Raw genomic sequence first — 26266 nt, 5'->3', positions numbered from 1 at the left:
GACTTCGTCTGTCAGCGGCAGGAAGGCACCATGAGTCATCAAAAAGCAGCGGCGCTGCTCCTGGGAGTGGGGACCGCGGCAACGCTGGTCGCGGTTCCCGCGCGCGCGACCACAGCCGTCCCGGCCACCGGGCAGGCGCCGGCTGCGGCCGCGCCCACCGGCTCCGTCACATTGATCACAGGTGACAAGGTTTCTTACCGGCAGTCCGGCGGCTCCGTTCAGGTGACCGGCACCACGACCGGTGAGCACCCGCGTCAGGCGGCGTTCGTCCGTTTCACCCAGAACGGCCATCAGTACGTCGTCCCAAATGACGCCTGGGGCGCGCTGACGCGCGGCCAGGTCGACCGGGAACTGTTCGACATCACCGCGCTGGTTGCCCAGGAACTCGACGACCGGCACACCGACCGTATACGTGTGATCGTCACGGGTAAGCCGGGCGCCGCCCCGAAACCGGCGGTGCCGTCGACGGCGAAGACGACGCAGACGCTGCCCCGCCTCGGCATGCGGGCGCTGAGCACCGACAAGACGCACGCGGCGGACTTGTGGAGGACCTTGACGGGTGAGAACGGTGGTTCGGCGCACGGACAGCGCGTCCGTCCGGCCGCCGGTACGAAGATCTGGCTCGACGGTGCCGTGAACTCCACGCTGGACAAGAGCGTGCCCCTGGTCGGGGCGCCAGCCGCCTGGGAGCGGGGCAACACCGGTCAGGGTGTGAAGGTCGCGGTCCTGGACACCGGCATTTCCTCCACCCACCCCGATCTTGCCGGAAAGGTCGAAGCGTCCGAGAACTTCAGTGAGGCGGCGGACGCCGACGACCACGCGGGCCACGGCACCCATGTGGCGTCCACGATCACCGGCAGCGGCGCCGCTTCCGGCGGCCGGTACCGGGGTGTCGCCCCCGGCGTGCGGCTGCTGAACGGCAAGGTCCTGGACGACAACGGACGCGGCTGGGATTCCTCCATCCTGGCCGGCATGGAATGGGCCGTCCAGCAGGGCGCGAAGGTCGTCAACATGAGCCTGGGCAGCGGGCCCAGCGACGGCACCGACCTGCTGTCGACCAAGATCAACGAACTGTCGACCGCCTCGGGGACGCTGTTCGTGGTCGCGGCCGGCAACGAAGGGGGTACGGGCACGGTCTCGGCGCCCGGCACCGCCGATGCCGCGTTGACCGTGGCCAGCACCACCAAACAGGACACCCTGAGTTCGTTCTCCAGCCGGGGCCCGCGTGCCGGCGACTTCGGGCTGAAGCCGGAGATTTCCGCGCCCGGCGAGGACATCACCGCCGCCCGTGCGCCCGGCGCGTTCCCGCAGGATCCGGGCGACGCACAGTATGTGACGCTCTCGGGCACGTCGATGGCCACCCCGCACGTCGCGGGGGCCGCCGCCATCCTTGCCGGTGAACACCCCGACTGGACCGGCGCGCAGGTCAAGGCCGCGCTCACCGGATCGGCCAAGGTCCTCGAGGGGATCGACGTCTTCAGCAACGGCGCCGGTCGCCTCGACGTGGATCGGGCGACCACCCAGACCGTCCGCGCGCTGACGCCCGCCGCAGGCTTCGGCCGGCTGCCCTGGCCGCACGACCCTGCCCTGCCCGCCACTGCGGAGGTCCGATACGCCAACGACGGTGACTTCACAGTCACTTTGCAGCTGGCTCTGTCCGTCACCACCACCGGTGGCGCGCCCGCCCCGGCCGGGCTCTTCTCCGCTGACGCCACCCTGACCGTGCCCGCCCATTCGACCGCCGGCACGACGATCCGCGTCACGGCCGGTCCGGACTCGACCGGGTCCTACGAGGGCCGACTGGTCGCCACCGCGGGGCAGACCCGGCTCGTGACCCCGGTCGCCGCCCAGGTGGCGGAGCACACCCACACCGTGACTGTGAAGGCGCTCGACCGTTCCGGCACTGCGCTGGGCGGCGACGACACGCTGGCGGCCCTGCAGAACGACACCACGGGCACGTTCTACTTCCCCACCGCCACGGACGACGGCCTCGGCGTCCAGGCCGAGGTACCCGAGGGCACGTACCGGCTGCTCGGCATCGGCATCCTGCCCGAGGACCTCGGATGGTCGGCGACGGACTTCGCCCTGGACGGCCTCCAAGTCACCGGCGACCGCACGCTCACCGTCGACCTTCGCAAGGCGAAGCCCACCACAGTCTCGCTCGACGACCCGGCATCGCGCCCCGAGGTGTTCTCCGCCTACGTCACCTTGCGTTCGGTGGTCGACGGCACCGACGGCAGGAACGATCTCGCGGTGAACAGCAACTTCGAGCGCCAGTTCGTGTTCTCTCCCGAGGACATCCCCGGGGTCACCTACTCCTACAGCGCCGCCTGGGCTCCCCCGCAGAACCGGGTCACCACGTCGGGCGCGGATCCGTACGAGGTCCGCTACGCGCGCAGCTTCGACTCTGCGGGTTACCAGGGCGACGTCACGGCCCAACTGGTCGACATCCACGAGCAGACCGATCCCGACCAGGTCGGCGACGTGTCCGGCAAGGTGGTCCTGATCGCGCCCGACGACCTCTACACCGACCCTGCCGACCCTCCCACCCAGGCACAGTGGGCGGCGCTGCTCGCCGGGTTGAAGGCCAAGGGCGCGCGGCTGGTGGTCACCTACGACTACTTCGAGGAACCCGTCGCCCTGCCGGCACTGCACCTCATCCGGCCCGAGGACATCCAGGGCCTGCGAGCCCGGCTCGCCGACGGGTCGACGCAGGTACACGTCGTCGGACGCCCGGCAAGCCCCAGCCTGTACGGCTTGTTCGACGCGGTCGGCTCCGGCCTGCCGTCCGGTCAGGCATGGCACTTCGAGAAGTCCCGGCTCGCCCGCGTCAACTCCACCTACCGCAATCCGGCGGTAGGCACCCGGCACGTCAACGATCAGATAATGGAGTTCACAGACCCCGCCACGGGACTGTCCGGTTCCGTGGAGCAGTCGCTCGTACAGCCGCAGACCCGCGTGGAGTACTTCACACCAGAAGTCTCCTGGACCCGCATGATGGACCAAGGCGTGACCAAGGACTGGTCGCTCACCGCCCCCGAGATGACCGCCCCTGCCACCTTCCACCAGGGCCAGATCGCCTCTACCGCTTGGGGCACTGCACCCTTCGCCCCGCGGCTGCCGTATCCGCTGCGCAGTTCTCAGGATGGCAAGCCGGTGCTGGTGGCGTACCGCCAGGGTGACCGGCTGGTCACCGGCATACCGATGTTCAACGACATCGACCCGCACCACACCAACCTCGCAGCCCAGGACCCCGAGATCCTGCAGCACGGCACCACCCGGCTGTTCCGTCAGGGCACGCTCGTGGACTCCAGTGACGCACCGGGCGTGGCCGACTTCGCCGTGCCCGCGGAGACTGGCACCTACCGACTGGTGTCGACCGCATCACGTCGGTCCGTCCTGTCCCCGAAGGTGACGTCGGAGTGGACCTTCACCACCGGCCACACCGACGACGCTGTACGCACCCCGCTGAGCATGTTCGACCTCGGGTTCGTCCTGCCGCTGGACGGGCACAACGCCACCCCCGCGGGGACGGCCCTCACGGGCAAGGTCACGGTCCGGTCCCAGCCCGGGGCGCCGGCCACGACCAGGGTTCGTTCGGCGCGCGTGGAGGTGTCCTACGACAACGGCAGGACCTGGCAGAAGGCGACGACGAAGCGCGCGGCATCCGGCACCTGGACCGTGACCGTGCCTGGCGGCGGCCATGCCGGCGGCTACGCCGATCTCCGCGCCAGCGCCGTTGACAACGCTGGCAACCGCGTGAAGCAGACCATCACCCGGGCTTACATCCTGCGATAGCCAAACGGCTGGTGCCCGCCCCGCGCGGGTGCGGGCACCAGCCGACGTGCTGCCACGCGCGCAGACCCACCTCGGGGCTCGCCTTGCGGCCAGCCCGGCCCGTGTGACCTCCAGGATGGCAGGCGCATCAAGCCGCCCGCCCTTTACCTGGGTGACCGACCCGTGTGACATAATAGACCGGTCGACTAATTTGGAGCGTCTGCAAAGTAGCGCGGGAGCGTGGCCGGCAGCACCGTGAGTGAGGTGCCGCGCCGCGTCATCGCGTCACCCTCCACGTCCTACCGGAGATCACTGTGCCCAAAACGTTTCTCATCACCGGTGTCAGCAGCGGCATGGGGCGCGCCTTCGCCGAGGGGGCGCTACAGGCTGGCAACCGTGTCGTCGGTACCGTCCGTAGGCCTGGTCAGGTCGAGGAGTTCGAGGCGCTCGCTCCGGGCCGCGCGTTCGGCAGGCTGCTCGACGTCACCGATGACGACGCCGTCAAGAAGGTGGTAGATGACGCGGAACGGTTTGTAGGCCCGGTCGACGTGCTGATCAGTAACGCGGGATACGGCTTCGAGGGAACCGTCGAAGAGTCCGGCATGGACGACTTGCGGCGCCAGTTCGACGTGAACGTGTTCGGTAGCGTGGCCGCTATCAAGGCGGTACTGCCGTGGATGCGCAAGCGACGCGGCGGCCACATCGTGACGGTGTCATCCATGGCCGGGCTGACGGCGTTGCCCGGCGTGGCCTTCTACGGTGCCAGCAAATTCGCGATGGAAGGAATCGCCGCCTCACTGGCGCAGGAGGTAGCCGCCTTCAACGTTCATGTCACGTCCCTCGCTTTGGGATCTTTCCGCACAGACTGGGCCGGCCGCTCGATGATCCGTGCCCCGCGCACCACCCCTGACTACGACGCGCTGTTCGACCCCATCCGCGCCGCACGACAGGCCAAAAGCGGTAACCAGATCGGCGACCCCGCGGCGGCCGCTCGTGCACTCCTCACGGTCGTGGACAGTGACAATCCGCCGGTCCACCTGGTCCTGGGTACCGACGCCCGGCGCCTGGTGGAACAGGGGCAGCGCCAACTGGCCGATGATCTAGCTACGTGGGCCGAGTTGGGAGCGTCTACCGACTTCCCAGCCGCCCCCTAGGGCCAATGCCCGCTGCGTGTGGTTGCGGCGTAGCCAGCTGGGCGGTGTTGGGGGTGATGCCGGTGGCTGAGACTCTCGAGGTACTGACCTGGATGTCAGCTACCGGACTGACCGGGCTTCCATGCGTCAGCAGACCTCGGCTGGAGCTGCCGACGGCCAATTCACGGGCCTGGTCGCCCATCACTTCGACCAGTACGAAAATTTGCCCTCACACAGGCACGAGAGCTGGGGCTGGCCTTCCGTTCGTGCGGGGGCATCGGAGACAGCCGCTCCGACCTGCCGCTTTTCGCATCCGTCGGGTTGAGTGTGGCGTTCCATGCCCCGGCATGAGTGCGCGAGGCGGCGACCGACATGGTGAACGACAACGCATGCGGGGCGTGCTTCGCATCTTGAGCCGCTGGGCCACAGGCACTCGTCGATGGTCGCGACCAGTACGGTCGCCTCGTAGCGAACTGCGAGCTTGTCGCATCGCGCGGCCACACAGACGAGTTATGCCGCACTCGACCGCCTGCCGTTCGCAGTAGTCGATTGGTCCGAACTTCGGCGCCGGCCGTCAGAGGAGCCGCGATTCTTGCGGTTCCGGGACTGGTCGGCCTTGTTTGCGGGCTGCCTTGATGTCGTGGACAGCGCGGGGGCGAGGCCCTCCATCGACGCCCGTGCGGGGTAAAGTCCCAAGCGAGCTGTGCGTTAAATGCGCCCGCACCCCAAGTGGGCGAGGGCGAGCGGAGCCTGGCGGCCCATTCTCTGCCGGCGCCAGCGGGTCCCGCGCTGCCAGCGATGGTCGTCGCGGCCCCCGGCGAACGGCTCGGCGGCCTCCGCAGGCCGGCCCCGCGTGATGCCGCGGGGCCGGCCTGCCGGGTGGGTGGTCGTCAGCCGAAGAACTTTTCCAGTTCGGCGGTGAGCGCCTCCGGCTGCTCCTCCGCGATGTAGTGGCCGCTGTCCGCGATAGTGGCGTACCGGATGTCGGTGGCCTTGCCTTGCATCATCGCCTGCACCACGGCGACGTGCCGGCCGCCGATTCCCAGGACCGGCATGGTCAGCGGTGGGTAGGAGTTATTGTCGGCCAGGTCCTGGTGGAAGGTCCGGTACACGCCAAAAGCCGCCGCGACCGCTTCGGGTGCGTCGTACGCCGCGGCATACAGGGCCCGGCTCTCCTCGCTGATTCGCTCCGGGTGGAGTGCCAGATGGTCGGTGGTCCAGTCGATGACGTGCCGGAAGCGGCCCGCGAGGAGCTTGACGGGCAGGCCGTCGACCTGACTCAGTGGATACCACCAGGCGTTGGGCTCCTCCGGGGAGGGGAAGGGACTGATGATATCGAGGAAGAACTGGGAGAAGGGTCCTCCCTCCCAGAGCGCGAGCTTTTTGGTGGCGTGCGGATAGTTCGCGGCGAAGCTATACGCCACCATCGCCCCGATGTCTCCACCTGCGATGTTGACTCGCACGTAGCCCAGGCCGCGCACCAGCTCGTACACGTCCTTGGCCATGTTCTTCTTGTCGTAACCGCCGGCAGGCTTGTCCGACTCGCCCTGCCCCCGGTAGTCCACGGCGATGACGCGAAAGCGCTTCGCCAGCGGGCGGAGGATCCCACGCAGGGCATGGACGGTGCGCGGCCACCCGTCCATCAGGACGAGCGGCTCGCCCTCACCCCCGATGACGTAGTGCAGCCGAGTGCCGTTCACCTCAGCCTGCCTGTGTTCGAATCCTTCGAGCATGCTTGGTTCTCCTGTATGCGATGACGGTCACGCGCCCGAATCCGGGCCATGACCATGTCGGCGCCGGCCCGCCGGCGGATGTCCCCATACCTGACGATCACCTCGGGCCCTGGTTTGCCCACTCCGGATCGGGCCGAGAGGCGGTACCGAGTGCAGGAAGGCTCGGGCAGGAGCGACTTCCCCAGCCCGGTCATGGCGTCGAACCGTGCGAGCAGATCTGCGTCGGTCTACGCCGGTGCGCCTCTTCGGGGCTTGGCGGGATAGTCAGACGACGGTGATCCGTTCCAGGCCGGAAGTCGTGAAGATGGAGATCATCCGCGCGGCGTGGCTGGCCTTGTTTGTCACCTGCGGAAGTGCTCCCGCGGGAATGGGGATGAAGGTGTTTGCGACCACGGTGAAGACGTGGCCGCCGTCAGGAACTCCCGTTCCCGAGGAGGATATAGAGCGTCTCCTCCTGGTCCCGGTGGTACGACGACCCATCCACCATCCGGTCGTGGCCTCAATAGCGCCAGTCCAGTGCGGGTCCGCGCGCCAGAGACCTTGATCGTGTGGACAGCGCCTGCGCCCACACGGCGGCGGGCTACATCTTCATGCCGCTCTTCATGTGCTTCATGTCGTGCGCGTCCATGCCTCGGCCCATGTCCATCAGCATCCGGTGGATGTCGTGGACTGGCGACGGCATGACGACGAAGGGCCGCATCATGCCCTCGTCCTCGTGGTCGAGGATGTGGCAGTGGTACATCACCTTGCCGGTCTGGTCGGCGAGACGTCCCGCCACGGTGACCAGGGTGTTGGCGTTGACGGTGATGGTGTCCTTCCAGCCGGACTCCTCGGGGGCGACCGGGACCGGCGCTCCCAGGGTGATGGGCTTCTTGGTCTGCGCCGTGGCGAAGTCCAGGCCGGAGGCGTCGACGGCCCGCCGGTCGACGACCTGGAAGTTCATCAGGTGGATGTGCATGGGGTGGTAGATGGGCACGCCCTCGGGGGCGGCGCTGATGAAGTGCCACTTCTCCCAGGTGCCGGAGGCGGCGAAGAAGGTGGTGGTGTCCTCGAACATGGTTCCCGTGCGGCGCAGCGTGACGGTGCCGCCGGGCATGTCGACGGTGACGATGCCGGTGCCGGCTGCCGTGCCGGACGGGACCTGCTCCATCTCCCAGATCTGGGGCATGGCGCCGGTCTTGTCGAAGCTCAGCAGGACGAACCGCTCGGTGGCGTCCTTGGGCACATCGGCGAGGGTGAGCCTGCGGAACGACTTCGACAACGTTGCCGGCAGCGGGTGCAGCGCGCGGCGCTTCTTCTCGACGCGGAACTGCATGACGTCGGGGAACGGGATGAGGAAGTCGGGCAGGGCCACTCCGGGGGTCTGGCCCGGGATGGTGTTGACGAGCTTGAGCTTCTTGCCGGGGAAGGCCGCGAAGTCGACGACGACGTCGGCGCGTTCCGCGGGCGAGAGGGAGATCGCCTCGTCGATGGTCTGCGGCTTGCCGAGCAGCCCCATGTCGGTGCCGATGAGCTTCATCGCGCCGCGTACGACCTTGCCGGTCTCCGCGTCGACGACGACCAGGCGGTAGACGCGGGCACCGGAGATGTTGACCAGGCGGAAGCGGTAGGCGCGGGCCTGGACGTCCAGGTACGGCCACACCACGCCGTTGACCATGGTGAACGGGGCCAGGCTCCCCAGGGCGGGCGGGATGGTGCCCGGCATCGGCATCGCGCCGCCGCCCACGATCCGCTTGGCGAGGACCTGGCCGGTGAGCCGGCCCTGGGCGTCGGTGTCGAAGTTCACCTCCTGGATGGTCAGCGGGATCTCGTACTCGCCGCGCGGCAGGCCCAGCCGGTCCTCCTCCGCGTCGCGCACCAAGTAGTTGCCGACCAGGCCCGACTGTACGTTGAGCGAGGTCACCGACATGGCGTGGTCGTGGTAGAAGAGGTGGGTCGCCGCCTGGTCATTGGCGTACTCGCCCAACTGGCCGTTCCCGGCCGTGACTCCGAACTCCGCGGCGCCGTCGCTCAGCGCGTTCTGGTGGCCGCCGTGCACGTGGACGGTGGTCCAGGCGGTGAGCCGCTCGATCTCGGGGCGCGGGGGCGCGCCCTCGGAGCCGGGACGGTTGTAGGGCAGCGTTCCGGGGCCGGGGCCCTCAGGGCTTACCCACACGGCTTTGATAGGTATGCGGCCCTTGAGCTTGTTGTTCCAGGCGATGCGGACGCGCTCCCCGCTGCGGACCTCCAGGGTCGGGCCGGGGAAGTGGCCGGCGTATGTCCACAGCCGGGTGGCAGGCATCTGGGAGTGCAGCCGGACCTGGGACTCGACCATGTCGATCTCCGTGATCCCGTGGCTCTTGGGGCGTAGCGTCGGCGGGACGCGCAGCGGGTCCCGGAAAGGTGCCAGCGTGGTGAACGTGGGCTCTTGGACACCTCCGAGTCCTTCGGCTGCCTGAGCCTCATCCTGGAAGACGCCGCCCCTGAGGATGCCGGTGCTCGCCACGGCGACCGCAGCCGCTCCGGCGCCGGCCATACCCAGGATGTTCCGCCTGCTCAGTTCTGATGACATGAAGCTTCCGTTCGTTCTTGTAAGTGGTACGACCCGTCGCACGGCAGCCGACCGTCAGTGAATGCAGCGCTGCACTGTGTGACGCACTCAACCCCTCGCCATTGAGGTGGCTGCGGCGCGAGTCAGGAGATGCGCCTCTCGCGTTCAGAAGAAGGCGCCAAGGGGTTAATCGCCCATGATCCGGGCATGGCGAGGCACCACAGCCCGCGTGCCCTGACAGCCGTCAGACTATCATCTGACACCTGTCAGGATGGCCGGGGACCCTCGACTTCCTTCCGGCGTTCTCGCGTCCACGGAGTGTTCACCTCGCGCCGTAGGGCGATCTCCCGGATGTAGTGCGAGCGAGGCCCCCCGCTTCCCTGACAGCTGTCAGATGCTAGTCTGACGGCTGTCAGATCGCGGAGGTGAAGAGCCTCCGCGTCCACATGTGCATCCGGACAAGCAGAGGGATCTTCGTGAGCCTCCACCGTAGGAGCGGTACCGCACCGGCGCGTCGTGCGACTGCGATGCACCGGGCGACACCCGCAGATGCGGACTGTGTCCTCCCATTCCTCCCGGTTCCCCTTGTGGGTGGAATATGTGGGCCTTCCATGGGCCGATGGCACGTCACATCTGCCGACTGCCAGAAGAACTGGCCTCGTTCGTTCAAGATTTGGGATCGTTCATGACTTCAGAGACACCCACCCGCCGGCATGCCAAACGGCGCCGGCCCGGCCTGCTGGCCGCGGCCGGCGCGCTGGTGGTCGCGGGTTCGGTGGCCGTGCCGCTGACGGCACAGGCCACCGGCTCCGCGCCGGCGGACACCGCCCGGCAGCGCGACTTCGCCGCGGCGGCCGAGGAGTACCACGTACCCGAGCAGGTACTGCTGGCCGTGGCGTACCAGGAGTCCGCCTGGGACGGGCACGCCGGCGGACACAGCGCCGCGGGCGGCTACGGCCCGATGCACCTCACCGACGTCACCACCGAGATGGTGGCCGGCGGCGCCGCCGGAGCGTCCGGCCGCAGCGACATCGCGTCCTTCGTCGCCGACCCGGCGCAGCACACCCTGCAGGCCGCGGCGAAGCTCACCGGCCTGTCCACGCAGGAACTGCGCAGCAACCCGGCCGCCAACATCCGCGGCGGCGCGGCGCTCCTCGCGTCGTACCAGAAGGCCACCGGCGGTTTGCCCTCCGGCGAGCCCGGCGACTGGTACGGGGCGGTCGCCCGCTACAGCCAGTCCACGCAGCAGCAGGGCGCCAAGGCCTTCGCCAACCGCGTCTTTGCCACCCTGACCCAGGGCGCCCACCGCACCACCGCGGACGGACAGCGGGTCACCCTCGCCGCCATACCCCAGGTCAAGCCCGCCACGAGCCAGTTGGCCAAGCTGCGTCTGAAGGTCGCGGCGACCGCGGACACCGAGTGCCCGGCGACCGTGGACTGCACCTTCGTGCCGGCGGCGTCGAGCAACGGTCAGGTCTCCAGCCGTCCCGGCAACGGGATCCGGATCGACTCGATCGTCATCCACGACATCGAGGGCTCGTACGAGTCCGCGATCGCGACCTTCCAGACCCCGGGCAGCTCGGCCGCCTCGCACTACGTGATGCGGTCCTCGGACGGCGCCGTGACGCAGATGATGCCCACCAAGGACATCGCCTTCCACGCGGGCAACTACTCCACCAACATGCACTCCATCGGCATCGAGCACGAGGGCTTCGCCGCGCACGGCGCCGACTGGTACACCGAGGCGCAGTACGAGGCGACCGCGGAGCTGGTGAAGTACCTGGCCGAGCGCTTCGGCATCCCGCTGGACCGGCAGCACATCGTGGGCCACGACAACGTTGTCGGCCCGTCGTCGGCGACCGTGTCCGGCATGCACTGGGACCCGGGCCCGTCCTGGAACTGGGAGCACTTCATGGCCCTCCTCGGCGCGCCCACCGAGGGCACGCACAAGGTCGGCGACGTCGGCTCGGTGGTCACCATCGCCCCCGGGTTCAAGCACAACAAGCAGACCGTCGAGATCTGCCCGTCCGACGACCCGACCGGCGCCACCCCCGAGTGCACCAAGGTGACGCAGCCGTCGAACTCCCTGTTCGTGCGCACCGCCCCCAGCGCCACCGCGCCCCTCTTCGGGGACCCGGCGATCCACCCCGGTGGCAACGGCACCGACCGGATCAACGACTGGGGCAACACCATCCAGGCCGGCCAGCAGTTCGTGGTCGCCGACAACAAGGGCCCCTGGACCGCAATCTGGTTCAGCGGCAGCAAGGTGTGGTTCCACAACCCGAAGGGCCAGAACACCGTCCCCGCCCACGGCGTGACCATCGTCAAGAGCGGCAAGACCACCGACACCCCGCCGGTGAAGGTCTACGGCTCCAGCTACCCGGACGCCGCGGAGTACCCGGCCGGCTACGGCGCCTCCACCCAGGCCCCGCTGAGCATGTACTCCATCCCGTCCGGCCAGGCCTACGTCGCCACCGCGGCCCCGGCCCTGACCGACGACTACTTCAAGGCCGACGGCAAGGTCGTCTTCGGCGCCAAGAAGATGTACACGATCCAGTACAACCACCGCACCGCGCTGGTCTACGCGAACGACGTCATCGCCAAGCAGCGCCCCGCGCACAACCACCACGGCCACTGAGCCGGTCGTCAGCGCCCGTACGGGGAGCTGAGGGTGGGGCCCGTGAGCCACGGCCCGGGCCCCACCCGCGTGTGGGACCGCGGTCCTGCCCCCACCCGACCCCCGCCGGCGAACGGTCCCGGCAACCCGGTGAGGCCGACTCACCGATTGCACCATTTCTGGAGCCACAGGTGCGCAAAGCACTCCTGCCCGCAGTACTCGTTACCGCCGCCCTCGGTGTCTCTGCCGTCTCCTGCGCGGGTACGCCACGCACTGGTGACACGACTGTCGAGGCGCCCGCGCAGGTACTGCGGGTGGGGGCCGTCTGCTCCTCCCACTTCACCTTCGCCACCGACGTCTCCTGCGGACTAGTGGGCCTAGGCGACGTCCGCTTCCACTGCACGGCTGAGCACGACGGGCCCTGCCCCAGGACCCGTTCCGTGACGTTCGAGAACATCGGCAGGACCTCGGTGCGGCTCGTGGCGGTCAGCGGGTCGGCGCCGGGGGAGCGACACAAGACCGTGTCCCGCGCCTTGCCGACCGGGGCCCGGGCGGTTCTGTCACCGCGGGCCGGCGACCGGTACCTCTACGACGTCCTCCTGCGCGCCGAGACCGGCTCGGCGGCGGTGGGCGTCGTCGCGGTCTCCTGAAGACGGCGGGACCGACCCACGGGAGCGCGAGCTGGCGGTGCAGTTCGAGCCGCTTACGGTCGGGTGCCGATGTGGGCGACCGATGACACGCGGAAACGCGTTTTTGTGCCCTACTCGCCCACGTTAGCGCGGCGGAAGATCTGGATTGGGTCGTCTCGGTCGACTCCACCATCGTCCGTGCACACCAGCACGCGCCGGGGCCCATTAGCACGGGCTGGGGACGGCAAACCGCATGATCATCCTCCGTCCAGCGGCTGGGCCCGCCCTTCCGGCCGAGGCCCGGCAGGACGCGCAGGTCGGCGGCGAGACGGTCGGCAGGGGGGCGCCCCCGACCAGATCGACAGCGGTGGCGAGGTCTCCCGCGGCGGGCCGGAGCAGGAAGTCGGGCAGGTGGCCGTCGCGCGGCACCAGGTCGAGCAGGACGTCGGCGCGTTCGGCCAGGCTGCGGTTCAAGCCCCGACGCCACTGGCCGAGCACGCTGGGCCTGCACACCGGTAGAACGCGGCGGCATTGCCGAGTGCGACACCGGCTTGCGTACGGGCACGGTGACGCACCGCGTCACCGGTGAGCCTCTCGAATTGCCCGCGACGCTGGCGCGCTACAACTGCCGACTCTACGTCGTCAACAGCCATCGACGAGCCGCCGGGCCGGCACCCGTACCCAGTGAGCGCGATCGACGACCCGGTGTGAGCGCAGCCGTCCCGCTGATGTCTAGTGCTGTGACCGCATAGGTTCGCGGTGTCGGGGCTCGGGGCGGTTGGATGGGCGGCGACGTGTTTTCGACTGCCGGGAGGTGTGGTGGCCGAGCCTGTGCGGGTGCGCAGACTGACCGACCAAGAAGGGCAGAAGCTGCAGCAGATCGTCCGCCGGGGCAGCACCAGCTCGGTGCGTTACCGACGGGCGATGATGCTGCTGGCCTCGGCCGGTGGGAACCGGGTCCCGGTGATCGCCCAGCTGGTCCAGGCCGACGAGGACACGGTGCGAGAGGTGATCCACCGGTTCAACGAGATCGGCTTGGCCTGCCTGGACCCTCGCTGGGCGGGAGGCCGTCCCCGCCTGCTCAACGCTGACGATGAGGACTTCGTCATCCAGACGGCCACCACCCGCCCCACCACACTCGGCCAGCCCTTCACCCGCTGGTCCATCCGCAAACTCGCCGCCTACCTGCACCGCGTCCATGGCCGCGTCATACCGATCGGCCGCGAAGCTTTACGGTGCCTTCTCCGGCGTCGTGGCATCACCTTCCAGCGCACCAAGACCTGGAAGGAATCACCCGACCCCGACCGTGAGGCCAAACTCGACCGGATCGAGCACGTCACAGGCCGCTTCCCCGATCGGGTCTTCGCTTTCGACGAGTTCGGCCCCCTCGGAATCCGGCCCACCGCCGGCTCCTGCTGGGCCCAACAAGGCAAACCCGACCGGTTGCCGGCGACCTACCACCGCACCCACGGCGTCACCTACTTCCGCGGCTGCTACTCCGTCGGCGACGACACTTTGTGGGGCGTCAACCGGCGCAAGAAGGGCGCCGCCAACACCCTCGCCGCGCTGAAGTCGATCCACGCGGCCCGGCCCGACGGCGCCCCGATTTACATCATCTTGGACAACCTGTCCGCCCACACCGGCACGAAGATCCGCCGTTGGGCGAGCAAGCACAAGGTCGAGCTGTGCTTCACCCCGACCTACGCCTCGTGGGCCAACCCCATCGAGGCCCACTTCGGACCGCTTCGGCAGTTCACCCTGGCCAACTCGAACCACCCCAACCACACGGTCCAGACCAGGGCCCCGCACGCCTACCTGCGCTGGCGCAACACCAACGCCCGCCACCCCGACGTCCTCGCCGCCCAACGCCGAGAACGAGCCCGCATCCGCAGCGAGAAAGGCATCCGCTGGGGCGGACGAGCACGGGCAATCGCAGCCTGACCCATCCCGGCGAACCTACGCGGTCAGAGCACTAGTAACCGCGCCGGACGTTCTAGGCGGCGGCGTTGGCCGACCTGGCGGGGGGAGCGGCGGCGGTGTTCGGCCGCCAGCGCGTTGCTGAGGGCGGCCAGGACGCGGGCCGCGGCGGGGTCAGCCACACGGGTGTGGCGGCGGGGGCGCCGCGCAGGCCGAGCCTCCTGGTGAGGGCGAGGACGGGCTCGTCCGCGGGCCAGGCGGTCGGCCGCGCGGGGGCCGGGGCGCGGGAGTCGCGGACACGGCGAACGGCCCGCCGAGGGGTATCGACGGGCCGTCACTGAAGGTCGAGGCCGAACGAGGGTTGCCGCCTGAACCGCGGCGCCCGATGAAACCCGGCCGCCGCGGTTGCTGCGCGCGGCGGTCGTGCCCAATTTTGGCCTGGTGCTTATCGGACCGGGTGCGGAGCTCGTCGGGCAGTGTTGATCATTCGGTGACGGGACTGAAGTCCCATACGTCCGCAGCGTAATCCGGACGGTCCCTGACCGTCACCTGTCCATGCAAGGCGGCACCCGTGAGGTACAAGGGGTGGTCGCTTTCATCGTGGCCTGTGTGGTTACGCACCGCGAACCCGTACTGGCCGGGCTGCAAGCACCATAGGTAGCTGTCGGCGTTGGGGACGAATTCACTCATCGATACCTGACTGCCATTTACAGGAACTTCTGCGCTGCTCGACGATGTCATGTAGCGCCCTGCGTTGGCCAGGTAGAAGCATTCGTCCGACCCGGACCGCCCCGCAGGGATCGTGGTGAACCGCTCCTCGGGCGCATCGTCGTCCTCGTCCAGAACCACCGGGACCCCGTTGATGGCGTCGCTCCAGGCGTTGAGGATCCAAGGTTGCCCGTCCTTCGACCTCAGCAGCACCTCGTTGCGAGTGCTTGCCTCGTCGGCGTCCCGAAGGAACCAGCGCTGATTGGCGGCCTGATCTACGGCGTCGTGGGCGAGGAGCGCGCCACCCTTGTTGTCCGCCGTGAGGTACTGCTTGGTCTGGTAGTTCTCCAGGTTCCAGGTGCCGTCACCTTGGTAGTGCGGCTTCCAGAGCTGATCGAGCGCCGGGGTTTTCCAGAGCACTATCTTCCCGTCAGGTTTGCCGCCTTCTTGTCCCAGATAGTGGTTGTAGTACTTCGGGTCCTTGGAGAGCAGGTTGAGGTAGCCGGGATGTTCGGAGGACTCCTTTAGTTCGAACTTCAAGTTCGAGCCGGGGTTCTTGTAGTCGAACGGCACGTCACCGATCACGTTGCTGTCGGCGCTGGCGAATCCTGCCACGTTCACGGTGTGGGCGCTCATCACAACGATGTTGTTGTGGGGAAGCGGTGGCACGGTCGACGGCGGCGGGGCATCTTCCGGCAGGTCTGTGAGGTAGTGCCAGACGGGATAGTGGTCCGAGAAGGTGTAGTCGTCAAGCCGTGCAGATCCGGCGATTTGGACACCGTCGGTTACGGGAGTGACCGCGTAATCGAGAACGTGGGGTGTGGTTGGACCACTGGTGGGATGTGTCGGAGCCGCTGTGACACCCATGCGGTACGTGTTCGAAGGGAGATCGACCATCAGATTGTCCGGGTCGCGGTTGTAGTCGCCGGCGGCGATCCAAGGGCGTGACTCATCGCCACCGGGGCCCGTATGTTCCATCGCGTATCTGATGTTGCTCAGCAATTGGGGAGCGTCTTGGCCGCCGTTGGACGCACGCGCATGAATTGTGAAGTAGGCGACGCCGCCGACGGTGACACCGAGCGCAGGCCGGGAATACCTGTCCGCTGCATCAATGACATGAATATCCTCCGGAGCGACCTCCGTTCGGCTGGCGATGGCGAGGTTGACCCGACCGATGTTGCCTATGTCGGAGTTGGAGTTCGTTTGCAGCCAGTAAATATATCCGTCCGTCCGAGATTCACTGCCTCTAAAACGGTACTCCCGGATGGGGGGATACGTGCCGCTCGGGTGTCGCCAGACGCGCTGAGGGAGGTCTCGTATGTGTTCGATCCTCCTGTTTTCTGGAACGGCCCCGGCTTCTTGAATGAGTATTACGCGAGCGTCTCGAGGTGACTCATCCGTCATTAGCGCATCCAGATCTCTGTATTTATTGTACTGCCCATACTCCGTGGACGTCTGTGCGCCCTGCATGTTCCAGTTGACGATGGCACGGTCGATTCCGGTGCGGGGGTCGAGTTCACCGCCGGTGTTGCTCAGGAACAGAGACGACCGCTTGCCTACGTCGACCGTTGCGACTCCCTGGCCCGTGTAGTCCAAAGTCTCGCGACCGGTCCAGTCGGGGATTGCCTGACCGCCCTGGGCAAGTGCCTCGAATTGCTGCGGAGCGTTGTCGTTGGAGCCGAACTGGTAGGCGGTGCCAGCCTGATTGCCGGTGCTGCCGTTCGAGTACGGCGTGTACGGTTCGAACGGCCCACCGGGAGTGGCTTGCTTGATGAGTGTGTTGTTGTAGAAGACGTTCTGCGGGCCCGAGGAGCCGGACCACTTGACCGCCTTGGGGCCGGCCGCCCACCAGATGGGGTACCAGGTGCCCTCGTCGATCTCGCCGCCTTCACCGCCGCAGTTGGCTTCGCAGCTGGCGGAGCGGTGCTCGTACGGGACTCGGACGGTGTTCTGCTCGAACAGGTTGTTGTGTTCCCAGCCACCGTGCAGGTTCAGGTCGGAGTCGAGGTCGTTACGGAAGGCGACATTGCCACTGGCCGACCACTGGAAGGTGAAGTGGCGAAGATTACGGCTGAGGTTGTAGGCCCACAGCGAATTCCACACGCGGCTGCCGCGCAGGTAGCCGTTGCCGCCCTTGCCCTTGTTCCACGCGCCGTCGAAGCTGTTGCGCTCGATCTGCAGGTTGAGGGCGTTCTCCGTGACAATCGGGTGCGAACCGGTCATCGTCGCCTTGAGCCCGCGCGCCCAGCTGTTGGCGGCCCACTTGTACACGATGCCGTGCATCGCATACTCGGGTGCCATGTTTCCGTAGTTGTGGACGGCCTGGTCAGGGGTCAGCTGGTAGGTGCCGCCGCCCAGTTTGGGCAGGCCGTCCATGTCCTGGGTGAACGCGAAGTTCTCGAACCCCACACCTTCGACAATTTTCAGGGGGGTGACCTTGCTGGCGTACGGCTTGTCACCCAGCGCCTCTGAGCCGTCCGAGGTGGAATCCACGGGCAGGTCCCACTCCAGCGGACGGTCGAGCCGGATCGTCTTCGCATCGGCGTCGACGTCGAGGACCCGGAACATCTGCTGGCGCATGTGGAGGTCTTCCATCATGCTCCGGTCGGAGACGTCCTGCTGCGCGTAGAACTTGACGCTGTTGGCCGCGCCCACCCAGACGTAGCCGCCGGGTGTGAACTTCGACATGGCAGCGGTCGAAACCAGTTGGACGGTCGTGCTTCCCTGTCGGGCGGAGTATCCCGGGTCGTCGGCCGTCGCGGCCACCTTGATGCCGGAAGCCCAGTGCTGGTTGACCGAGCCTTCGAAGATGTCCTTGCGGTTGGCCGGGGCCGCCGCCCAGTCGTCCTTGTACCGGTCGGCGACGTCCCGGGTCTGCACCCGGAACATGCCGCGCCCGGGCCACATCCAGCCGCCGGTGCCGACGTCGCTGCCGCTGCCGGCCTTCATGCTGTCCTGGTCCCAGCGGCCGTTGACCAGAGTGTCGTAGCGGGTGTTGACGTCGGGCCGGAACACCAGCTTGGTACCGCCGTCACCGGACCCCTGCCCGCGCACGACCAGGAAGCTGGCGTCAACGTAGACCTGGCGGGTCAGGTCGAGGCGCCCGGACGGCAGCTCGATCAGCGAGAGCCGGTCGTAGCTGGCCGACGGTGAACACACGCTCTTGATGTCGTCGATCGCCTTCTGCAGGCCGCTGGTGTCATCGGCCCCATCGTCCGCGGTCACTCCGTATTTGGAGGACATCTGTCCCGGAGTGATACGGCACGAGGCATCGCCTGTCACCTCTCCGTCGCCGGGCAACGGCGCGCCGCCCCGGTATCCCACACGTGACCAGTCCGGCATGCCTGGAGGCGCGGTGGAACGGTTGGCGCCGGAGAGGTCCGGTCCGTCGGCTCCGGGGCCGGCCGTCGCCGTGGCGGCCTTCGCAGGGGCGGCCGCCGCCGTGCTTGCGGCAAGCGCCGGCAGTGCGCCGGACAGGAGTAGGCCGGACAACAAAGCGGCCAATGGTCGAAAATGTCTCATGTGAGCTCGTTTCTGCGTCATCGTGTGGTGTGAATGGCGGCAATGGCTGGAGGAGGGCAGGCCCGCATCGTTGGTCCGTTGCCGGAACCAAGAGCCCCTCGTGCGCTGTCGGCAGCCCGCGCCTCACCTGAGTACGAGACCGGTCCTGACACCGAGAGGTCTCGGTGTCAGGACCGGAGGGAGCGCGCGGCAGCCAGGGACCTTGCGTCAGCCGGACACGGCGGCCGTAAAAATCAGGACGGCTCGCCGGTGGCCCGCGGTGGAGGCTGCAGTCTCAGGTGCCGTCCCTGCATGGGCGGGTGGCCAGAGCCAGAGTGCTTGTCGTCGGGCGGTGCCGACGTTCCGGGCCCGGAGCTGTGTCCGGTGTCACCACTGAGGAGCCGGGGGCGTGGGCTGGCCGCGGAAGTCGGCGGCCTGCTTCCACACCACTCCGTTGGTGCCACCGCCGGCGCCGGTGATGATGTTGTAGACCAGGGGACCGCTGCTCACGGCCAGCGGGGAGCTGTTCGTGAAGCCGTAGCTCGAGTCCTTGGAGCTGCCCGTGACATCACCGTGCCGGTTGATCTGGTAGTTGCCGATGGTGCCGTCATAATCGCGGTAGGTAATCGCGCCGTAGCCGTTGTCGGTGAGCGCAACAGACGGGGTGAAAGTCGTGTAGGGCCCGACCTTCTTCGGGTTCGTCCAGGTGGAGGTCCCGTACTGCTGGCGCGCCATGTACATGTTGTAGTCGGTCCCCTCGAAGGCGAGCACGACCTGGTTCCACGGGGCGGGATCGTTACCGTCATCCACCTGGGCGGCGAGTGACGGCGCGTCCTGACTCCGGGCGTTCGGAACCGCCTGGGCAGGGTAGAACGTCGTCTTGGCGGCGTCGTAGTACATCGTGTAGATGTCGTCCGAGGTCTGGCTGTTCCAGGCAAGCATGTAGGAGTTGCCCGGAAGCGCCGCGGCCGCCACCGGCTGATTGGTGTTCGTGCGGGCGTCGTTGGGGACCTGCGTCGCGTACGGCAGAGTGGCCGGCAGCTGGTAGCTCGCGTTGAGCTGTATGCGGTGCTGGTAGACGTGGCCGTCTGTGCCGGTATGGAAGATCCGGAAATTGCCGCGACCCCCGTCGGCGGTCCAGATCACCGTCGGGGCGGCCTGGGTCTGCGCGTGGTCGGGCGACCCAGCCGTCGCCGGCAGCGCGTATGCGGGCCCGTTGTTCAGTGAGACCCAGATGGTGTCGTTGTCCGCGCCGCGCCACGCATGGAGGATGTTGCTCAGACTGTCGCGCGCCTCGCCTTCGGTGGACCTGCTCTGGACCTGCCCGCCCGAGAAGGTCGTCGGATGCCATCCGTCACCTGCGCCAGGAAGGTCAGCGAATGCCGGGCCCGCCACGGCGACAACGGCTGCAGCTGCCGCCAGCAGGGCCGGGGGTGCCAGCTTGAACATCTTCGGCTTACTGAACACGTCTTCTCCGATTACGTCGATCTCATGAGGGTTGGCGCGAGCCGCCGTAGGCGACCGGTCGGCTATCGAGGGACGGCTCAAGCGCCGTCGGATGGCTTCAGGGGCCCGCGCTCTGACAGCTGTCAGGCTACCAGCTGACAGCTGTCAGGAGAGTCAGTGGCTACCCCTCGACGGGATCGAGGGACGGGGGACGGCAATCGAACCCCGCGAAGCTCTACAGCGCTGCCCAGCGATGGCCCAGAGTCAGGGCTCCTGCGATCGCGGAGGTTTGTCGAAACGGGTCAAGTCACTTCTCCTGCAGCTCAGAGGCGAGAGACGCACAATTTCGCACCGCTCCCCGGGACATCGATCACGTCACCTGCTGGCCGTGCGGTCGAGCAGCGCCCAACAGGGCGGTGCCGGTCGCAGGCGCTGGCGTCACCGCAGACCGTGACGACCCACCATCGCGGCCGAACGTTGCCGACTGCCGTGTGACACCGCCGCCCCCGCGCCGGCGCGCCCGGTAGCGCGCATTCGGCTACCGACCTCGCAGATCGGGTCCCCCCTCCATGGACCCCGATCTGCGAGGAGGCACGTGATGGAAGAGGAGGCGCCGCATGGTTCGTCGGAGCAGAAAGATCATGGTCTGTGGCATTCGCAAGTGCACCTGCGGTAGCGGGACAGCCTGCACCCGGGCCCCCAGTTCCGAGGCGAAGGTCGAGGGGCCCCGCTTGCCTGACGGCTGTCAGATGCTAGTCTGACGGCTGTCAGATCGCGCTTCGCGAGTGGTGATCACCCTTTCTTGGGGATCACCCTTTCGGGCGTCGGAAAAGCATGGACTGATAGAGGAAGCGTCAATGAGCATATTCGTCCCGGGCGACGACGATCCCCGTTACACGCGCAGAAACGGCATCTTTGTGCCGCCGGGTGAAGGGGACACCCGGTGGGTAAGCGGGGACACGTACACGCTCAAGGCCGGCGCGCAGGAGACCAACGGCGCGCTCACCTTTGTGGAAGCCACCGTTCCCCCGGGGGCAGGTGCATATCCGCACCTGCACCACCAGCACGACGAAGCCTTCTACATCATCTCGGGTGAACTCGAGTTCCTGAACGGGGACCAGACGATCACCGCAGGCCCCGGCAGTTTCTACTACGTCCCGCGCAGCACGCGGCATCGCTTCGTCAACAAGGGTGTGCATTCCACGAAGATGATCTTCATGTTCCTTCCGGGAGGAATCGAGGAACTTCTCTTCGAGAACACCGAGAAGGCCGTCCCCGGCGTCACCCCTCCGGACCCGGCGGCAAGCACCGTGCCGCACACCCCGGAACTCATGGTGCGTTTCGGCACGGAAGTGCTGCCCGGTGACTTCCCGACCGACATCTGAGTCGGCAGGTAATCCGCCGGACGCCTAAAAACCAGGGTGCCCCGCCGAAGCGCCCGCTACCTGAAGAGGACCCATGTCCATTGCACCTCCACCGCCCTTCGATCCCGAGCTCGCCGCCACCCTGGCTGTCGTGAGCAAGACCGTTCCCGCTTCCATCACGCGCGACGTCCTCGCCGAAATGCGCCGTGACGGGGTATTCCCCCGGCCCACCGACGAGGAACTGAGCCGCAACGGACTCTTCGAGATCGAAGAGCGCCAAGTGCGTGGCCCGCAAGGCGCGCCCGATATATCCCTGCTGATCGGCCGACCCGCCAGCACTGGACGCACCCGCCCCTCTCCTGTGCTGTACTTCACCCACGGCGGCGGCATGATCATGGGCGACAACAGAGGAGGCTTCGCCAACGCCCTGGACTTGGCGCTCGAGCTGGATGCCATCGTGGTCTCGGTGGAGTACCGGCTGGCGCCCGAGCACCCGCACCCCGCACCGATCGAAGACGTGTACGCCGGTCTGCTGTGGACGGCCCAGCACGCCCAGGAAATCGGCGGCGACGCCGAGCGCATCGTCATCACAGGCCCGAGCGCGGGCGGCGGCCTGACGGCAGCGCTCGCACTGCTCCTGCGGGACCGCAAGGGCCCACAGCCCATAGGGCAGCTCCTCGTGTGCCCCATGCTCGACGACCGCAACGACACTCCGTCCGCCCACCAGATGGCCGGCCTGGGCGTGTGGGACCGCACATCCAACGAGACCGGCTGGACCGCCCTGCTCGGGGACAAGCGCGGAGGCCCGGACGTACCCGGGTATGCCGCACCGGCCCGTGCGGAGGACCTCTCCGGACTGCCCCCGGCGTTCCTCGACGTCGGTTCCGCCGAGACCCTTCGCGATGAAGTCGTCACGTACGCCTCCCGCATCTGGCAGGCCGGCGGCACCGCGGAACTCCACGTCTGGCCCGGCGCGTTCCACGGTTTCGACGAATTCGCGCCCCAGTCCGCTCTGGGCATGGCCGCCCGCGCGGCACGCCTTCGCTGGCTGCAGAAGCTGCTCCAGCTCTGACCGCGACCGCGGGCGGCCGAAGGGGCCGCCGTGCGAAGTCCGAAGCTAACCTTTAGAGCCAAGGTCGTTTTCATACCCGACGCAGGCTTGCCCAGGTTCCAGCCAGTCCCGGACGGCGTCGGCACCAGAACGGCAGGGCTCCGCAATTAGGTGAGGTTTCGATGGTAGAGAGCGACGGCAGTCGCCGCATGCAGGAGCGAGCCCCGCGGACAAGGCCACCCCAGATCGAACTCACCGACGCCGAAATCCTCTGGCAAGGACTAGAGGCATTCGCCGAGCTCGGCTACTCAGGGGCTTCAGTGCGCGAACTAGCCAAGCGATTGGCGGTCAGCCATAATTTCATCCATGACCGATTCGGCTCGAAGGACAACTTCTGGCGCGCCGTGATGGACAACGCACTCGCAGAACCCTTTGAAAGACTCGAGGCAATTCTGGAACGCGACATGGACGACGCCGAGAAATTTCAGGCCTTCGTGCGGGAGTTCTATGTCATCGCGGCGAACAGACCCCACCTGAACCGAATCATCTCAGACGAGTCGGTTTTCGACTCGGATCGTCTGGACTATCTGTATAGCGCCTATACTTCCAGGTTCCTGGCCGGAGTCGAGCCGTTGGCGAACCGGCTCATGGCCGCAGGACGGATGCCGAAAATTACGATGGACGTTTTCCTCAGCGCTCTGACGGGGCCAGCGGTGATCCTGAGCCAACAGCAGTTGCAACGTCACATCCGTAAATCGGAAGACCCGTCGACCGTCGAATGGGAACGGTTGACCAATTCCCTCGCGGATACCGTGATCCGGGGGCTCCTGCGCTAGTCGCGGCTGAATTGCGGAGAAGCGGCCGGAACTAGGATCCGGAAAAACAGAAGTTCCGCATGCAGTATCCGGTGTGGTCGACCGATTCAGGAATATTCTTGACTCGTCAAGTTGTCGCTGCCGGATAATAATTACACGTGAAGGTGATACATGAATAACGCAACACCTCTGGAAGTCGTTCGAGATTTCTGCACCAATTTCGGACCGACCTACGACGACGCCGTCGCCATGTTCAAGCGACTGGCACACCCCGACATCAGTTGGCAGTCCGTCAGCAGCATCAACCACCCGGTCGAGAGCCTGGACGCACTGCTGAAGAACCTGCAGCGCGGTCGCGAGGTGATGGGAGCGGAACGCTTCCGTGTGGATGTGCATCACATCGAAGCGGACACCGACGTCGTCATGGTTCACAGGACCGACAGCATCATGGACAGGGAGGGTGACGTCCTGCTCTCCATCGACATGATGGCGATGTTCGGCATCGAGGACGGAAGGATCCGCTGGTCGCGGGAGTACTTCTTCGACTCGCGCCCCTTCACCGCGAGCTGGGAGGGCTGACCCGACCCTCCCGGAAGATGGCGGCCGGGGTTCCCTATCGGCCGGCGAGGAACCCCGGCCCGCCATCACACCCTGACTACGCCTGGAGCGCGTGGTCGAGGTTCCGGAAGTCGTGCCACCGGCGCAAGGTGGTTCGGCCGCTGGGAGTCAGCCGTGATCTTCCCAGTTCTCTGTGCGGAAGTGGGCTTCGCTGATCACTATGTCGCCGCATCTGGCGGCTCGGACGTTCAGGTAGGTCCCGTCCGGGACCACGTCACCCGCGCAACCGAAACGTAGCCGCGTTCCCTGGCCGTCGAACACATCCCGCATGAACGAGGTCTGGGCCGACCTGACGGCGCTGCTGCTCACGGGGGAGCATGCCCAGCCATTGGCAAACGGCTGGGCATCAGCCCCATACGTCCGCGTCCACGTCCACCACGCCCGCGGACGACTGGCGGCAGCTTAAGAAGTCATCTCAATTGGCTGGTTCGGTAGTCTGCGGGCGTGGGGATCGTTGAGCGGCTGGTGCCGGATGAGTTGTGGGCCCTGTTCCAGCGGGTGGTACCGCCTGCACCGACCAGGCCGCAAGGCGGTGGCCGGCGACGGCACGGGGATCGGGAAGTGCTGGCGGCCATCGTGTTCGTGGCGACGTCGGGGTGCACGTGGCAGCAGTTGCCGGCTCCGTCGTTCGGGCCGTCAGGAGCGACTGCGCATCGCCGGTTCACAGAGTGGACGAAGGCCCGGGTGTGGGCGAAGCTGCACCGCCTGGTGCTCGACGAGCTCGGCTCACGCGGCGAGCTGGACTGGAGCCGATGCGCGATCGACTCGGTGAACATGCGGGCCCTGAAAGGGGGGACCTGACAGGCCCGAATCCTGTCGACCGGGGCAAGAACGGGTCGAAGATCCACTTGATCACCGAAGGCTCCGGTCTGCCCATCGCCATCGGGATCTCAGGAGCGAACACGCATAACAGCCAGGCCCTGATTCCCCTGATCCGCGGCATACCGCCGATCCGCTCCCGCCGCGGACCGCGTCGGCGCAAGCCCGCAAAACTCTACGCGGACAAAGCCTACGACTACGCTCACCTGCGACGATGGTTACGGCAACGAGGCATCGCCCACCGCATCGCCCGCAGGGGCATCGAGTCATCCGCACGCCTGGGACAGCATCGCTGGAAGATCGAACGGACCATGGCCTGGCTCGCCGGATGCCGCCGGCTCCACCGCCGCTACGAACGCTCAGCCGACCACTTCCTGGCCTTCACCAGCATCGCCTGCACCCTCATCTGCTATCGCAGACTCACCAAATGAGACGACCTCTAAGCCGTACGAACGGCAACAGCCTGAGAGGGCAGGACTGCCAACTGCCTTGTTCCGCCGACGCACGATGCTTTGGACGATGCGCGGGAGCCGGCAGGGCTGCAGCGTGGATCCCGCCCCGCCGCCAGGATACTGGTCCGCCCAAGTAACGGTCGGCTACCAGCCCGCGCGTGCCCCATTCATGACCCCGGAGGGGGGCGGTCTGCGGGGACCCGCGCGCTCGTCAGTCGTTGAGCATGGCGTCGCAGCTATCGGCCGAGCGGAGCCCGCGTGCCAAGGAAGCCCCGTCTCACCTTGGATGAGCACCTTGAGATGGGCCGTGTTCTTGCCGGCGTCCGTGATGAGCTCGCTCACCGGGCAGTCCAGCTCGATGCGGTGTACCCGAGTAGTGGGCCGGAGGGTGTACCCCACAAGAAGGTGGGTGCCGCCCTGCGGGCGCTGGACGAGGCGCGCAGCGCCCTGGAGATCCTGCTGTCCCGCGAGCACCCGGAAGCCGCCGAGACCACCGTCTACTACCCCTACCCTGAGGATCGCAGCGTCGTCATCGCGCCCGATCGGCCGGCATCGTGAACGCCCACTGGACCGGCCTGCTGTGCTCGGCCCATGTCGGGCATCAGTAGCGGGCGCCGCCGCGCTGCAAGAGCCCGACCGGGCGTTGGGCCGGAAGATGAGCCAGCCCTGCGCTGTGAGGGTCAGTTCGACAGCGGGGTGTCCGCGATTGTGCTGACGATCGGTACGTCCGGGCACGCTGAGGCTTCGCGTACCAGCGCTTCGCGTTCGATCTCGTCGACCGCCAGGTGCCAGCGCGTCTTCACGGTCACCCAGTCGACCAGATATCGGCAGCGCGCGGCCGCGTACGGTGGCAGCCACTCGGCCGACTTGGACCGGTTGCTGCGCGCGGTCACCGCCAACCAGTGCCCGGGGCTCGTCCAAGGTCGTTGGCGTAGGCCTGGCGCTGCGCCGCGCTCCACAGTGAGGCACCGACCGGCCGGGAACGTCATTGCAGGCACGCGATATTCGAAGGCTTCGGCGTCAGCGAGCCGTAGGGTTGGCGCGCCAAGACAGCCTGTTACTGATCGTTTCAGAATGAGATCGGCGTGTCGGCTGGCAGTCAATGATCTTCATCGGCAGGGTCTGCGGAGTGTCCGATGATCTTGTCCCTGATGAC

General features: G+C 67.3%; 18 protein-coding genes. 11 read left to right on the top strand and 7 right to left on the bottom strand.

All coding sequences use genetic code 11. From position 1 onward, the window contains the following. Positions 1-30 precede the first annotated feature (30 nt). Positions 31-3798: a S8 family peptidase gene (locus PV410_RS24585; protein WP_500327738.1), complete on the top strand. Its 3768-nt coding sequence runs from the start codon at positions 31-33 to the stop codon at positions 3796-3798. 293 nt (positions 3799-4091) lie between these two features. After that, entirely contained in the window at positions 4092-4931 is an 840-nt protein-coding gene (locus tag PV410_RS24580; protein WP_500327736.1) for an oxidoreductase, read from the top strand. A gap of 869 nt (positions 4932-5800) precedes the next feature. Here the strand turns inward: PV410_RS24580 and PV410_RS24575 are convergent. From PV410_RS24575 to PV410_RS24565, 3 genes are all read right to left on the bottom strand, one after another. Beyond that, positions 5801-6643, bottom strand: a complete 843-nt coding sequence (locus PV410_RS24575; protein WP_500327734.1) for an alpha/beta fold hydrolase — start codon at positions 6641-6643, stop codon at positions 5801-5803. A gap of 264 nt (positions 6644-6907) precedes the next feature. Further along, positions 6908-7036, bottom strand: coding sequence for a hypothetical protein (locus tag PV410_RS24570; protein ID WP_500327732.1), 129 nt, complete (start codon positions 7034-7036; stop codon positions 6908-6910). 187 nt (positions 7037-7223) lie between these two features. Next, positions 7224-9194, bottom strand: coding sequence for a multicopper oxidase family protein (locus tag PV410_RS24565; protein ID WP_500327731.1), 1971 nt, complete (start codon positions 9192-9194; stop codon positions 7224-7226). A gap of 664 nt (positions 9195-9858) precedes the next feature. Here PV410_RS24565 and PV410_RS24560 point away from each other — a divergent pair. Both PV410_RS24560 and PV410_RS24555 read left to right on the top strand, forming a co-directional pair. After that, positions 9859-11811 (top strand): N-acetylmuramoyl-L-alanine amidase, encoded by a 1953-nt coding sequence (locus PV410_RS24560; RefSeq protein ID WP_500327729.1) that lies wholly within the window; start codon positions 9859-9861, stop codon positions 11809-11811. Between the two features lie 419 nt (positions 11812-12230). Continuing rightward, on the top strand, positions 12231-12440 hold the full coding sequence (locus tag PV410_RS24555) for a hypothetical protein (protein ID WP_500327727.1): 210 nt from the start codon (positions 12231-12233) through the stop codon (positions 12438-12440). Positions 12441-12644: 204 nt separating this feature from the next. Here the strand turns inward: PV410_RS24555 and PV410_RS24550 are convergent, their stop codons facing one another. Further along, the gene (locus PV410_RS24550; protein WP_500327726.1) at positions 12645-12893 is read right to left on the bottom strand and encodes a hypothetical protein; all 249 of its coding nucleotides are present in this window, start codon (positions 12891-12893) and stop codon (positions 12645-12647) included. A gap of 345 nt (positions 12894-13238) precedes the next feature. Here PV410_RS24550 and PV410_RS24545 point away from each other — a divergent pair, with 345 nt between their 5' ends. Continuing rightward, positions 13239-14360 (top strand): IS630 family transposase, encoded by a 1122-nt coding sequence (locus PV410_RS24545; protein WP_500327724.1) that lies wholly within the window; start codon positions 13239-13241, stop codon positions 14358-14360. 459 nt (positions 14361-14819) lie between these two features. Here PV410_RS24545 and PV410_RS24540 read toward each other — a convergent pair whose 3' ends face one another. Next, a complete protein-coding gene (locus tag PV410_RS24540; RefSeq protein WP_500327722.1) occupies positions 14820-18566 on the bottom strand; it encodes an endonuclease/exonuclease/phosphatase family protein in 3747 nt (1248 codons plus the stop codon). Between the two features lie 366 nt (positions 18567-18932). After that, complete coding sequence (locus tag PV410_RS24535) at positions 18933-20012, bottom strand: hypothetical protein (RefSeq protein ID WP_500327720.1); 1080 nt, start codon at positions 20010-20012, stop codon at positions 18933-18935. A gap of 836 nt (positions 20013-20848) precedes the next feature. On the opposite strand from PV410_RS24535, the gene PV410_RS24530 reads away from it, so the two are divergent. The 6 genes from PV410_RS24530 (at position 20849) to PV410_RS24505 (ending at position 25668) form a co-directional block, all read left to right on the top strand. Continuing rightward, positions 20849-21376, top strand: coding sequence for a cupin domain-containing protein (locus tag PV410_RS24530; RefSeq protein ID WP_500327719.1), 528 nt, complete (start codon positions 20849-20851; stop codon positions 21374-21376). Positions 21377-21449: 73 nt separating this feature from the next. Then, positions 21450-22427: an alpha/beta hydrolase gene (locus PV410_RS24525; RefSeq protein WP_500327717.1), complete on the top strand. Its 978-nt coding sequence runs from the start codon at positions 21450-21452 to the stop codon at positions 22425-22427. 161 nt (positions 22428-22588) lie between these two features. Beyond that, entirely contained in the window at positions 22589-23242 is a 654-nt protein-coding gene (locus PV410_RS24520) for a TetR/AcrR family transcriptional regulator (protein ID WP_500327715.1), read from the top strand. A 150-nt stretch (positions 23243-23392) separates the two neighbouring features. Next, positions 23393-23800 carry a nuclear transport factor 2 family protein gene (locus PV410_RS24515; RefSeq protein ID WP_500327713.1) on the top strand — a complete coding sequence of 136 codons (408 nt, stop codon included), beginning with the start codon at positions 23393-23395 and terminating at the stop codon, positions 23798-23800. A 489-nt stretch (positions 23801-24289) separates the two neighbouring features. Further along, positions 24290-25089 (top strand): IS5 family transposase gene (locus PV410_RS24510; RefSeq protein WP_500327883.1). Its coding sequence is split into 2 segments (ribosomal slippage): positions 24290-24628 and positions 24631-25089, totalling 798 coding nucleotides; the frame shifts between segments, so codons are not numbered across the junction. A gap of 303 nt (positions 25090-25392) precedes the next feature. Beyond that, on the top strand, positions 25393-25668 hold the full coding sequence (locus tag PV410_RS24505) for a hypothetical protein (RefSeq protein ID WP_500327711.1): 276 nt from the start codon (positions 25393-25395) through the stop codon (positions 25666-25668). Positions 25669-25790: 122 nt separating this feature from the next. Here PV410_RS24505 and PV410_RS24500 read toward each other — a convergent pair whose 3' ends face one another. Beyond that, the gene (locus PV410_RS24500; RefSeq protein ID WP_500327710.1) at positions 25791-26003 is read right to left on the bottom strand and encodes a hypothetical protein; all 213 of its coding nucleotides are present in this window, start codon (positions 26001-26003) and stop codon (positions 25791-25793) included. Between the last annotated feature and the right edge of the window lie 263 nt (positions 26004-26266).

It is taken from the genome of Streptomyces sp. PA03-5A, assembly GCF_033792725.1.
In the GTDB taxonomy this organism is placed as follows: Bacteria; Actinomycetota; Actinomycetes; order Streptomycetales; family Streptomycetaceae; genus Actinacidiphila.
The sequence above is the reverse complement of the archived record's forward strand: the minus strand, read 5'-3'. Positions and strand labels throughout refer to the sequence as shown.

What these genes read in the sequence shown, in the direction of transcription:
- PV410_RS24560 (WP_500327729.1), top strand. Translation starts at nt 9,859, where the DNA reads ATGACTTCAGAGACACCCACCCGCCGGCATGCCAAACGGCGCCGGCCC.
- PV410_RS24520 (WP_500327715.1), top strand. Translation starts at nt 22,589, where the DNA reads ATGGTAGAGAGCGACGGCAGTCGCCGCATGCAGGAGCGAGCCCCGCGG.
- PV410_RS24575 (WP_500327734.1), bottom strand. Translation starts at nt 6,643, where the DNA reads ATGCTCGAAGGATTCGAACACAGGCAGGCTGAGGTGAACGGCACTCGG.
- PV410_RS24530 (WP_500327719.1), top strand. Translation starts at nt 20,849, where the DNA reads ATGAGCATATTCGTCCCGGGCGACGACGATCCCCGTTACACGCGCAGA.
- PV410_RS24515 (WP_500327713.1), top strand. Translation starts at nt 23,393, where the DNA reads ATGAATAACGCAACACCTCTGGAAGTCGTTCGAGATTTCTGCACCAAT.
- PV410_RS24525 (WP_500327717.1), top strand. Translation starts at nt 21,450, where the DNA reads ATGTCCATTGCACCTCCACCGCCCTTCGATCCCGAGCTCGCCGCCACC.
- PV410_RS24565 (WP_500327731.1), bottom strand. Translation starts at nt 9,194, where the DNA reads ATGTCATCAGAACTGAGCAGGCGGAACATCCTGGGTATGGCCGGCGCC.
- PV410_RS24585 (WP_500327738.1), top strand. Translation starts at nt 31, where the DNA reads ATGAGTCATCAAAAAGCAGCGGCGCTGCTCCTGGGAGTGGGGACCGCG.
- PV410_RS24540 (WP_500327722.1), bottom strand. Translation starts at nt 18,566, where the DNA reads ATGAGACATTTTCGACCATTGGCCGCTTTGTTGTCCGGCCTACTCCTG.